At 73.6% G+C, this 12,196-nt stretch carries 5 protein-coding genes; 2 read left to right on the top strand and 3 right to left on the bottom strand.

Annotated elements, in window-relative coordinates:
• Positions 1-25 precede the first annotated feature (25 nt).
• On the top strand, positions 26-1,207 hold the full coding sequence (locus IDM40_RS15220; protein WP_193122665.1) for a pyridoxal phosphate-dependent aminotransferase: 1,182 nt from the start codon (positions 26-28) through the stop codon (positions 1,205-1,207).
• A gap of 95 nt (positions 1,208-1,302) precedes the next feature.
• On the opposite strand, the gene IDM40_RS15215 is transcribed toward IDM40_RS15220, so the two are convergent.
• Entirely contained in the window at positions 1,303-2,730 is a 1,428-nt protein-coding gene (locus IDM40_RS15215; protein WP_193122664.1) for an APC family permease, read from the bottom strand.
• 317 nt (positions 2,731-3,047) lie between these two features.
• On the opposite strand from IDM40_RS15215, the gene IDM40_RS15210 reads away from it, so the two are divergent.
• Positions 3,048-4,250, top strand: coding sequence for a PucR family transcriptional regulator (locus tag IDM40_RS15210; RefSeq protein ID WP_235997611.1), 1,203 nt, complete (start codon positions 3,048-3,050; stop codon positions 4,248-4,250).
• Here the strand turns inward: IDM40_RS15210 and ccrA are convergent.
• Positions 4,247-5,563, bottom strand: coding sequence for a crotonyl-CoA carboxylase/reductase (ccrA, locus tag IDM40_RS15205; RefSeq protein WP_193122663.1), 1,317 nt, complete (start codon positions 5,561-5,563; stop codon positions 4,247-4,249). The two genes, IDM40_RS15210 and ccrA, sit on opposite strands and share 4 nt — an antisense overlap.
• A gap of 14 nt (positions 5,564-5,577) precedes the next feature.
• Positions 5,578-12,042 carry a type I polyketide synthase gene (locus IDM40_RS15200; protein WP_193122662.1) on the bottom strand — a complete coding sequence of 2,155 codons (6,465 nt, stop codon included), beginning with the start codon at positions 12,040-12,042 and terminating at the stop codon, positions 5,578-5,580.
• Between the last annotated feature and the right edge of the window lie 154 nt (positions 12,043-12,196).

Genomic DNA, 12,196 nt, shown 5'->3' with positions numbered 1-12,196 from the left:
GTTCCGCTGTCGATACGCTCGTGATGTGGATGAACCGCTGATCGAGAGAATGCGCTCCTACGGCGAGACGATCTTCGCCGAGATGACGCGCCTGGCCACCGAGACCAAGTCGGTCAACCTCGGGCAGGGCTTCCCCGACACCGACGGGCCCCGCTCCTTGCTGGAGGGCGCCAACCGGTACGTGCTCGAGGGGGTGAACCAGTACCCGCCCGGGCCGGGACGCCCGGAGCTGCGCGAGGCCGTGGCCCGGTACCGCTCGCGCCGGCACGGCATCGACCTCGACCCCGAGACGCAGGTCTACATCACCGTGGGCGCGACCGGCGGCATCGCCGCGTCGCTGCTGTCCCTGGTGGAGCCGGGCGACGAGGTCGTGGTCTTCGAGCCGATGTACGACTCCTACGCCGCCGTCATCAGCCTGGCGGGCGGCGTGCGCAAGCCCGTACCGCTGCGCCGCGACGACACCACGGGGCGTTTCACCTTCGACCCCGCCGAGCTGAACGCCGCCGTCGGGCCACGCACGCGCGTGGTCATGGTGAACACCCCGCACAACCCGACCGGTGCGGTCTTCGACGCCTCCGAGCTGGAGGAGATCGCGAAGGTCTGCCGCGAGCACGACCTCATCGCCGTCACCGACGAGGTGTACGAGTTCCTGACCTTCGACGGCGCGCCGCACGTGCCGCTGGCGACGCTGCCGGGCATGGCCGAACGCACCCTGTCGATCTCGTCGGTGGGCAAGACGTTCGCCGTGACGGGGTGGAAGACCGGTTGGGTCATGGGCCCCGAACCCCTGGTTCGGGCCGCGCGCACGGTCAACCAGTTCCTCACGTTCTCGGCCAACGGCGCGCTGCAGATGGCGATCGCCGACGCGTTCGAGAACGAGGAGAAGTGGGTGGAGCAGCAGCGCGACGCGTTGCAGCGCAAGCGCGACCGGCTCGCGGAGGGCCTGGTGGAGACCGGGTTCGACGTGCGCCCGTGTGAGGGAACCTACTTCCTCATGGCCGACATCCGGCCCCTCGGGTACTCCGACGGCGAGGACCTCGCCCGCGCCCTGCCGCGCGAGGCCGGGGTCGCCGCCGTGCCCGCGAAGGTCTTCTACGACCACGAGGAGGAGGGCGCGCACCTGCTGCGCTTCGCCTTCTGCAAGCAGGACGAGGTGCTCGACGAGGCCGTGGCGCGCCTGCGCCGCTGGCACTCCGACCGCACCTGAGGCCCGACCCCCGGGGATCTTGCTACCAGAGCCGACTTCGGCGCTGAACCCGGCCCCAGTAGCAAGATCCCCGGGCCCTCCGAGGCCCCGCGGCATCACGGAGGTGGGGAGGCCCCCTTGCGGGCACGCAGCGCTTCGAGGAGGCGTTCCTCGGCGTCGGCCCCCGGGCGCACGCGCGGCAGGCGCAGGAGCAGCAGCACGCCCGCGATCCACCACACGAGCACCATCGGCCACTCCTCGGGCCACGACAGCGCTGCGGGCATACCGGGCAGGTAGAGCAGGAACAGCCCGAAGGCGAGCACGAACGCGACCACACCGACCGGGGTCCCGGCGGGCACCCGGAACGGGCGTTCCATGTCCGGTTCGCGGCGGCGCAGCACGAGGAAGCACACGACGACCGCCAGGTAGGCGACGACGATGTTGAACGCGCCGGCGTTGCTCAGCCACACCAGCATCGGGTCGCCGAAGAACGGGGCGACGACCGACAGCGCCCCGATGAACAGGATCGCGTTGGAGGGTGTGCGGTAGCGCGGGTGCAGCCGCCCGAACCACGTCGGCACCATCCCCGAGCGGCCCATGGCGAACAGCAGCCGACTGCCCCCGATGAGGAACGCGTTCCAGCTGGTGAGCAGCCCCGCGATCCCGCCGAGCACCACCAGGTTCGCTGCCGTCCGGCTCTGCCACAACGCGCCCACGGCGTCGGCGGAGGCCAGTTCGGACTCGAGCAGGGCCGAGGGGGACAGACCCGAACCGGCGGTGAGCATGACCATCACGTACCAGGCGGTCGCGCAGAACACCGAGATCACCAGCAGCCCGCCCACGAGGCGGTAGGGGATCTTGATCTCCGAGGCCGACTGCGGGATCACGTCGAAGCCGACGAACAGGAACGGCACCGCCACCAGGACGACGAACATGCCGGAGACGCCGCCGGTGAAGAGCGGGTCCATGTTCTCGGCGGACCCGCCGACGGCGGAACCGGCGACCATCACCGCGCCGATCCCGACCAGGAACAGCACCGCGACGACCTGGAAGACGCTGGCGGGGCGGATCCCCACGTAGTTGACGCCCGCCATGAGTACGGCGGTGACGATGCCGACGGCGACCAGGCTCGCCTGCACGTCGTACTCGGCGATCGTCCACAGGTGGCCGACGGCCATGTCCGGGAACAGGTACACGAGCGTCTCGGGTACCGCCACCGCCTCGAAGGCGACCACGGACACGTACCCGAGCACCATCGCCCACGAGGCCACCAGTGCACCCTTGGGGCCGATGGCCCGCAGGGCGTAATGGTGTTCCCCGCCTGCGCGCGGCATCGCGGAGACCAGCTCGGCGTAGGTGAGCCCGACGAAGGCCATGATCACCCCGCCGATGACGAACGCGAGCGCGGCGCCGCCCGGGCCCGCCGCGTCGATGAACTCACCGGTCAGGACGATCCAGCCGAAGCCGATCATCGCCCCGAAGGACAGTGCGAGGACGTCCCCGCGTCCGAGGACCTTCAACAGCCCCGTGTGCTGGTCGGGCATGACCCTCCTGTCACTCGTGTGCAGGAGGACACCCAAACACGGCGCGGGCCCCGACGGAAGGGGTGATGCGGCCCCGGACCCGTGCCCGGAGGAGGGCCCGGTCGTTCGAAGGCGCCGGAGTGCGCTCCGAAGAATTCCGTACCCACCGGTGATCGCTCTTTTTTGTCGTGCGGGTGACAAAAACGGGGCCCACACCTCTGTACCGGAAAGCTAGTGTTTTTCGTGCGGCGGGCTAACGTTGGTTTCTCGTTCCCGGTTCTGCCGAGGAGGTGGCCGTGAATACACCGGTTGCGTCAGACTATTCAGAAATCAATCCGTTGGCCTTTGTTCCCCCCGAGGTCGCCGACCAGCTCCGCCCCCATTTCGATCCCATGGTCGACGTGGTCGTGGAGCGGATCCAGGAACGGGTCCCCGAGTACGCCCGGCCGGGCAACCACACCTACCTCTCCAACACGAGGGAGGCCGTGGCGGAGGCGTTCGAGGCCTTCCTGGCACGGGTCGGCACCACCGGCCCCCCGGACGACGGCTTCCGTGAACGGTTCCGCTCCCTGGGCGCCGGCGAGGCGCACGAGGGGCGCAGCCTGGACAGCCTCCAGGTGGCGATGCGCACCGCGGCCGTCATGATGTGGCGCCGGATCACCGAGGTGCAGATGGCCGACCCCCGGGTGTTCCCGCAGAGGTACGTCGGCCCGGTCGCCGAAGCGCTGTTCCTCTTCCTGGAGGAGCTGGCCGGGGCCGCCATGGTCGGTTACAACCAGGCCCAGGCACAGGTCTCGGGCGAGCTGCGCAGACGCAGGGGCAGGTTGGTGAACCTCCTGTTGTCCGACAGCGCACCCTCACCGGAGGCGGTCGCGGAGCTGGCCCTGGCCGCCGAGTGGCGCCTGCCCGCGCAGGTGGCGGTGATCGCCCTCGGCGGGCGCAAGGTCGAGACCGAGCCGCCACCGACCCTGCCCTCGGACGTGCTCTGCGACTTCAACCGGGTCGACCCCTGTCTGGTGGTCCCCGACCCGGACGGTCCGGGCCGGATCCAGAGCCTCGGCAACGTGCTGCGCGGCTGGCACGCCGCGGTCGGCCCCACCGTGGAGGTGACCGACGCCGCGACGTCCCTGTGCCGGGCCAGGGACACGCTCTCGCTGGTCAGTGCGGGTTATGTCCCCGCCGAGGGGGTCGTGCGCTGGGTCGACCACCTGGCCGCCTCACTCCTGTTCCGCGACGAGGAGCTCATGCGGACGATGATCTCCCTGCGCCTGTCCCCGCTGCACGAACTCCGCAGCGCCCAGCGCGAACGCCTCTCGGAGACGCTCCTGGCCTGGCTGCAGTGCGGGTTCAACGCCAAGAAGGTCGCCGTCCTGCTGCATGTGCACCCGCAGACGGTCCGCTACCGGCTGCGCCAGCTGGAGGAGCTGTTCGGCGACCGCCTGAACGACACCGACCAGCGTTTCGAGATGGAGGCGGCGCTGCGGGTGCTGAGCCTGTCGGGCCGGATCGGTCCCGGGACCGATCCGGCCGCCGGACCCTAGAACTTGCGGAACAGGGAGAGCCGGTCCTCCCCGACCCGCAACCGCGCGTCCGGGTCGTCCACCCCCAGGCCCTCGCGCGGTGCCAGACAGCGGACCGCGACCTTGCCCGTGTGCTCACCCCGCTGCACGGCCCGGGTCGCTCCGCCGACCTCCTCCAACGGGTAGACGGCCGACAGCGCCGGTACCAGCATCCCCAGGTCGAACAGGCGGGTGACCTCGGCCGCCTCGGCGTGGTTGGCGCCGTGGCTGCCCACGACCCTCTTGAGGTTCATCCACAGGTACCGGTTGTCGTAGGTGTGCCGGTAGCCGCTGCTGGACCCGCAGGTCACCACGGTTCCGCCGGTGCGGGCGAGGAACACCGAGGCGTCGAAGGTCTCGCGGCCGCTGTGCTCGAAGACGATGTGCGGGTCCTCGCCGGTCCGCCGCCGGATCTCCCGGCCCATCCCTTTGCGCGCCCGGGGGTCCGACCACCCGTCGGGCCCGCCCGCGAAGTCCCGGCGGTCCAGCACCACCTCGCAGCCGAGCCGGCGCAGCAGCTCGGCCTTCTGCTCGGAGCTGACCACACCCACCGGGATCCCGCCGCCGTTGCGCACCATCTGCACGGCGTAGGCGCCCAGGCCCCCGGCCGCGCCCCAGATCAGCACCACGTCGCCCTGTTTCATGCGGGCTCCGTGCGGGCCGACGAGCATGCGGTAGGCGGTCATCGCGCAGAGTGTGTTGGCCGCGGACTCCTCCCACGTCAGGTGGCGCGGTTTGGGCAGGAGCTGGCTGGCCTTGACCACGGTGAAGTCGGCGAGCCCGCCGAAGTTGGTCTCGAAACCCCACGCCTTCTGGTCGGCGACCATGCCGTCCTGGGAGGCACGCGGGTCGTCGGTGTCGATGTAGGCGGGCGAGACCACCACCCGGTCGCCGGGGGACCAGCGCCGCACCCCGGCACCGGCGCGCACCACGATCCCCGAGGCGTCGGAGCCGACCACCTGGTGGTCGCGGTCGTGCCGGGCGGCCCAGCGGTCCTGGCGGCCGAACCGTTCCAGGAACCGGAAGGTCGACATCGGTTGGAAGAGCGCGGACCAGACGGTGTTGAAGTTGATCGCGGAGGCCATCACGGCGACCACGACCTCGTCGGGTGCGGGTTCGGGCATGGGGACCGGGCCGACCCGCAGGGAGCGCCGCACGTCGGGCTCGGGGTCGTCGCCGAACATGTCGTCGTCCTCGCGGCGCAGGTAGGCGGCGCGGTAAGTGTCGGGCAGGTGGAGGGAGTCGAGCTCGCCGCCTGTGGCGCCGGACAGGACTGCGTCGATCAGGTCGGTCATCTTCTTCCAGCCTTTCAGCCGAGCAACGGGGCGAGGTCGCGCGCGATCGCGTCGACCCCGGGTGGGTCGAGAAGGTTCAGGTGGTGGGCGTCGATCCGGACGATCCGCAGGTCCGGGCAGTGGGGATCCCAGCCGCGTGCCTCGTCGGGGTGGTCGTAGCGCGGGTCGGAGACCGCCCAGGGCGTGGGCCGGGTGGCGCGGTAGAGCACGGTCCGGCCGCCGTGGGGTCCGGGGCGGTAGGCCTCGAGCGCGAGGGTGTCCTCGTGCGAGGTGCGGTGGTGCTCGAGGATGGCGGGGCTGAGCAGCTTCCCGACCCCGGAATCGTCGACGGCCCGCAGCAGGACCTCGAGCTGGGCGTCCTCGGTGAGGTCGGCCAGTTCGTCGGGGTCGACGGGGACGGGGCGGTCGTGGGTGCGCTCCAGGTGGGCGGCGAAGTCGGCGTAGCGGCGCGCGCTCAGCTGCCGCGCACGCTCGGGGCCCACGTCCATGGGCAGGCCCGCGTCGAACATCGCCACCAGCTCGACCTCGGCGCCCTCTTCCGTGAGCTGCCGGGCCGCCTCGTGGGCCAGGACCCCGCCGAACGACCAGCCGCCCAGGCGGTAGGGGCCCGAAGGCTGGGCCTGCCGGACCATGCGGACGTAGCGGCGGGCGCGCTCCTCGACGGAGGCGCCGTCGGTGAAGCGCTCGAGCCCGAGCACGGTGCGCTCGGCCCCGAGCCGCCGGGCCAGGCCCCGGTACACCCAGGTGGTGCCGCCGGCGGGGTGAGCGAGGAACAGCGGTGGGGGTGTGTCCGAGGTGCCGTGCCCCTGACGGGCGCCCTGTTGGAGGACGCGCGGGCGGCCGGCGGACCCGGGGTCGTCGGTCTCGCGCAGGACGGCGGCGATCCCCTCCACGGTGGGGTCGGCGAAGAGCGTCGCGGGGTCGAGCGCGGAGCCCGCCTCGGCCTCCAGCAGGGGGCGGAGCCGTTCCCGCCAGTCGGTGGGGCCGGAGCGTTCGGTGCGGTGGGTGAGGTCGTCGTGGATCCCGGGTTCGAAGCCGAGGACCTCGGTGACGCAGCGCCCGACCGCACGCTCGGACGCATCGCGCGGACCCGGGGTACCTGCGCCGTCCTCTCCGGTCGCCCGGTCGGGACCGGGGCCGGGATCAGGTTCCGGTGCCTCGGGAAGCCCCAACTGCCGACAGAGGGCGGCCTCCGCGTGGGCGAGGGTGCCGCCGGTGAGCAGGTCACGGGTGGGCAGTGCCACCCCGAACTCGTGCTCCACGACGCTCTTGACCCGGATCGCCGCCAGCGAGTCCATGCCGGCCTCCACCAACGGGAGCGTGCGGTCCAGGCTCTGCGGGGGCACGCCGAGCACCTCCGCGACCCGTTCCCGTGCCCGTTCGGCCACCAGGTCGCGCGCCTCCTCCGGCGGGAGGGCGCGCAGATCCTCCGCGGAGGTCGGCGCCGTGTGTTCGGCGGCGGCGATGACCCGGGAGAAGAAGGGGATGCGCGGCAGGTCGGGGAGGACCTTCGCCGCCCGCGCGGGTCGGAGCCCGGCCACGCCCACGGAGGTGCGGCCGTCGGCGAGCACGGCCTCCAGGGCGGTCAGCCCCTGCGCGACCCCGAACGGGCGCAGCACCCCGAGGCCCGCCCCGGTGGGGGCGCCGCCGGTGCCCGACCACACACCCCAGTCCACGGTGGTGGCGGGCAGCCCGAGGGAGCGCCTCCAGGCGGTGAGGACGTCCAGGCAGGACGACGCGGCGGCGTACGCGCCCTGGCCGGGGGAGCCCAGGAGCGAGGCGGCCGAGGAGTAGGCGACCCACCAGTCGAGGTCGTCGTGGAGGGTCGCCTCGTGCAGGTTCCGGGCCCCGATCACCTTGGGAGCGAAGGCGCCGAGGACGTCGTCGGGTGACAGGTCGCGCACGACGCGGTCGCGCAGGACCCCGGCCGCGTGCAACACCCCGCGCAAGGGAAATCCGTCGGCGGTCGCGGCGTTCCGCAGGCGCTCGGCGGTGCCGGGGTCGGCGATGTCGCCGAGCACCACCTCGGCCTCGCAGCCGCTCTCCCGGAGGCGTTCGATCTCCCTCGCCGCCTCGGCGCTCGGCCCGGAGCGGCCGTTGAGCACGATCCGGCCGGCGCCGCGTTCGGCGAGCAGGCGTGCCGCGGCCGTCCCGAGCCCGCCGTAACCACCGGTCAGGACGTAACTCGCGCCCGGGCGGACCAAGGGGGCGGCGGGGCGGCGCGGGCGTTCCAGGTGCGTGCGGGTGAGCCGGGCCGCGAACCGGGCCCCGTCGCGCCAGGCGACCTCGTCCTCGTCGGTCTCCCCGGCCGCCCGCGCGGCGATCTCGGCCCGGAGATCCGCTCCGGCCGCCGTGGTGTCGGTCCCGTCCACGGAAACGACCGCCGCGGCCAGCTCCGGGTGTTCCAGCGCCAGGACCCGGACCAGGCCCCGCAGCCCGCCGAGCGCGACCCGGGAGGGCCCGGCGTCGGCGCCGCCCCGTGCGACGAACAGCAGGCGGCGGTCGGAGTCAAGGGCCTGGTGGGCGCCGTGCACCGCGGCGGTCACGACCTCCTCGGGGGAGAGGTCGCCGGCGGCGTCGAACTCCAGCACGAGAGGGCCGTCACCCAGGCCGTCGTGGGCGCTCTGCGCGGGCGACGGGAGCGGCGCGGGCTCCCACTCCACGTCGAAGAGCATCTCCGCCAACGGGGCGGGCACGGTGTCCGGCCGGACCGAGCGCCACACCACGCCCTCGACTCGGGCCAGGGAACGCCCCTCCCCGTCGAGCACGTCCACGTCGCCCCGGATGGGGTCGAAGCGCACCCGGGCCGCCGCCGAACCGTCCGGGGCCCGTTCTGCGTCCCGTTCCGAGAAAACGACCCGTTCGGCGCGCACGGCCAGGTGCCGCTGTTCGTCGGTGCCGGGCGGGGCCGCCGCCTCGAGGCACGCGGTGATCAGGGCGGGGCTGATCCTCGGGGCGCGGTCCACGGGGACGTCGTCGGGGACGGCGACCTCTCCGAGAACGGCCCCGTCCGCCGGCCCTTCCCCGTCCAACGGTCCGCCCCCGTCCACCGGGGCGGCCTCGCCGACGAGCGCGGTGGCGTGCTCGTGCCAGTGCCCCGCGGCGTCGCGGGCGTGCACGGCCACCCGGACCGTCCCGGGGCCCTGGGGCACGATGTCGGTGGTGATCGGCGCGTGCTCGCCCAGGGCGAGCGGCGACCCCATCTCCACGCAGGTGACCTCCAGGTCCTCGGCGTCGGCCCCGAACTCCCACACGCCCGCGGCCAGCGCGATCTCGGCGACGTGGCCCAGCGTCAGCACCGCAGGTCCGGAGCCCGCGTCCCCGGCCGCGTGGCCGGAGACCGTGCCCTGTCCGGCGGCCGTCCACGGCAGGCGCGCCGTTCCCACGTCCGCCTCGGCCACCGCCCGTTCCCCTCCGGGCAGCCGGGTCGGCGTGCCCAACAGGGGATGTGCGCCGGCGGTCCGCGCACGTGCGCGCCCGGGAGGCGGAAAGGGGGTCCGGTCCCAGGCGGGCACCGGGAGGTCGACGATCCGGCCCGGCGGTTCGTGGCCGGGGGCGTGTCCGGCCAGGACCAACCGGGCCAGGGACCGGTGGAACTCCCGGTGCCCGCCCGTGCCCCGGCGCATCGAGGCGGTGACGACCGTGTCCTCGCCGGTGACGGCGGTCAGTGAGTGCGCCACCAGGGGATGGGAGGAGAGCTCGGTGAAGGCGCGGTGCCCGTCGGCCACCGCCGCCTCGATCGCTTGGGTCAGGCGCACCGGCGAGCGCAGGTTCGCGGCCCAGTGGTCGGCGTCGCAGGCGGGTGCCTTGCGGGGGGTGTCGTGCACGGTGCCGTAGAACGGGACCGCGGGTTCGCGTCCCACCAGGTCGCCGAGCCGCTCCCGCAACGGCCCCATCAGGGGATCGACCTGCGGGGAGTGCCCGGCGCCGGGGGCGTCCAGGAGCCGCGCCAGCCGGCCCTGGGCCGCGCACTCCTCGGCCAGCGCCTCGAGCTCGGCGGCGTCACCGGTCAGCACGGTCTGCTCGGGGGCGGAGTAGACCGCCACGTGCACGTCCGTGCGGGCGCGGGCGCGCTCGTCGGCCTCCTCGGGCGAGAGCTCGGCGAGCAGCATCGCACCGCCGCCCACCAGCTGTTCCAGCAGGGCCGAACGCTCGGCCGTCACACGGAGGCCCTCCTCCTCGGTGAGGACTCCGGCGGCCACGGCGGCCGCGGCCTCGCCCATCGAGTGCCCCACCACGGCCGAGGGGTGGACGCCGTAGGAGCGCCACAGACGGGCCAGCGCGATCTGAACGGTGTGGACCGCGGGTTGGGCCACGCTCAGCGCGAGGTCGTCCGGGGCAGTGGCGAGCGCGTCGAGCAGGCCGGTGCCGGTGGCCCGCCGCATCGCCGGGTCCAGCTCGGCGACCGCGTCAGCGAAGGCCGGTTCCGCGTCCATGAGGGCGTGCACGGAGTCGGGGGAGAGCCCCGATCCGTAGCCGGAGAAGACCCACACGGGGCCCTGCTCGCCACGGCGGACGGGTGCGGTGACCACGTCCGGGTGGGCGGTCCCGGCAGCCAGCCCATGCAGCCCGGTCCGGAGCCCGTCCAGGTCGGCGGCGACCACGGCGGACCCGGAACCGCCGCGCCCGGCCCGGCGGTGGAGCGTGCGGGCCACGTCGTCCAGCACGGCCCCGTGGTTCTCGGCGCTCTCCTCGGACGCAGCGCCCGTGGCAGGGGCCCGTGCGTCCAACCAGCGGGCGAGACGGCCGGCGTGGTCGCGGACGCGCTCAGGGGAGACGTCGGTGACCGGGAACGTGTGGAGCGCGCCCCTGCGCTCCCTGCCCGTAGGAGTCCGTGCTCCGTCGCGCAGGTCCTCCGGCGGCGACTCCACGACGACGTGTGCGTTGGTACCGCCGAACCCGAACGAGGAGACCCCGGCGATCCGCCGGCGGTCCGGCCACGGGCGGGCCCGGGTGACCACCTCCAGGCCCTCGGCCTCCCAGTCGACGTGCGGGGTGGGTGTGCGGTGGTTCGGTGTGGGTGGGACGACACCGTCCCGGACCGCCACCACGGCCTTGATCAGCCCCGCGCTGCCGGCGGCCGCCTCCAGGTGGCCGATGCCGGCCTTGACCGAACCGACCCGCAGCCGGTCCCCGGCCGGCCGGTCCCTGCCCATGACCGCGCCCAGCGCACGGGCCTCGATCGGGTCGCCGAGCGGGGTCCCGGTGCCGTGCGCCTCCACGTAACCCACCTCGGCGGGTGAGACCCCGGCGTCCGCACAGGCCCTGGTGAGCACGTCCCGCTGGGCGGCGGGGTTGGGCGCGACCAGGCCCGCGGAACGGCCGTCGGAGTTGACCGCGCTCCCGCGCAGCACCGCCAGGACCCGGTCACCGTCCCGGCGGGCGTCGCCGAGCCGTTTCAGCACCACCACACCGCAGCCCTCGCCGCGCACCATGCCGTCGGCGTCCGCGTCGAAGGGGCGGCAGGTCCCGGTGGGAGAGGTGCCGCCGGCCCGGTCGAAGGCGACGGTCACCGCCGGTGAGAGCAGCACGTTCACCCCGCCGGCCAGCGCGGTGTCGCACTCGCCGGAACGCAGTGACCGCAGGGCCGTGTGCACGGCGGACAGCGAGGACGAACAGGCGGTGCCCAGGGTCAGGCTGGGGCCACGCAGGTCGAGTTGGTAGGAGAGCCGGTTCGCGATGACACTGAGCGCGGCGCCGGGGGCGCTCCACCCCTCGATCCCGTTGAGGTCGCCCATGGTGACGTGCCCGTACTCGGTGGAGGAGGCCCCCACGAACACGCCCGCCCGGGTCCCCGCGACTGCGGCGGGCGGGAGGGCGGCGTGCTCCAGGGCCTCCAACGCGGTCTCCAGCAGGATCCGCTGCTGCGGGTCCACCACACGGGCCTCGTCCGGGGTGATGCGGAAGAAGGCCGCGTCGAACCCCTCGATGTCGTCGAGGAACCCGGCCCTCCGGGACGTCGCGGCGAGCAGCCGGGCGGTCTCGGGCGAGCCGTCGTCGTAGCGGTCCCACCGTCCCGGGGGCACGTCGCGGATCCGGTCGGTGCCCGAGGCCAGGAGTTCGGTGAAGGCCTCGGGGCCGTCCGCTCCGGGAAAGCGGCAGCCGACCCCGACCACCGCGACCAGGCCGTCGTCCGCGTCGGCCGCGTCGCCGCCTTCCACGGAGGCCGGTCCGGGCCCCGCTTCGGCGTCGCCGATAAGCGCCTCGACCAGGGTCCGCACCGTCGGGTGCTCCCACAGGAGGGCGGGCGAGAGCGGCCGGCCGGTCTCCTCCTCCAACTCACCCGCGACGGAGACGGCGTCGCGCGAGGAGAGGCCGTGGTCCGCGAAGGGGAGATCGATGTCCACGGCTGCGGAGTCGGTGCCGGTCAGCTCCGCCAGCAGTTCGACCAGGAACCCCTGGATCCGGGCGGCCCCGGCGGGGGAGCCGTCGGAACCGCGGGGATCGGCGGGGGTGTCGGGGGGAGAACTCTCTCGCATGGCGAATCCACTCCTGCGGGGTCGGTGCCGGCGAATGCGACACCGTCGGGGAAAGCGATCCGGAAAAATGAAGAGCAGGGGAAAAGGGAATGCCAGCGAACCTAGTGGCCCCCCGGGTCCGTTACATCAACGGAAAGGTCAATTCGCCGCCGGT

This window comes from Nocardiopsis coralli (genome assembly GCF_014892575.1).
GTDB classification, from domain to species: domain Bacteria; phylum Actinomycetota; class Actinomycetes; order Streptosporangiales; family Streptosporangiaceae; genus Nocardiopsis; species Nocardiopsis coralli.
This window is presented reverse-complemented; position numbering and strand designations above follow the sequence as displayed.

Excerpts from the sequence above, each read along its gene's own strand:
- ccrA (WP_193122663.1), bottom strand. The coding sequence starts at position 5,563 with ATGACCGACCTGATCGACGCAGTCCTGTCCGGCGCCACAGGCGGCGAG.
- IDM40_RS15215 (WP_193122664.1), bottom strand. The coding sequence starts at position 2,730 with ATGCCCGACCAGCACACGGGGCTGTTGAAGGTCCTCGGACGCGGGGAC.
- IDM40_RS15200 (WP_193122662.1), bottom strand. The coding sequence starts at position 12,042 with ATGCGAGAGAGTTCTCCCCCCGACACCCCCGCCGATCCCCGCGGTTCC.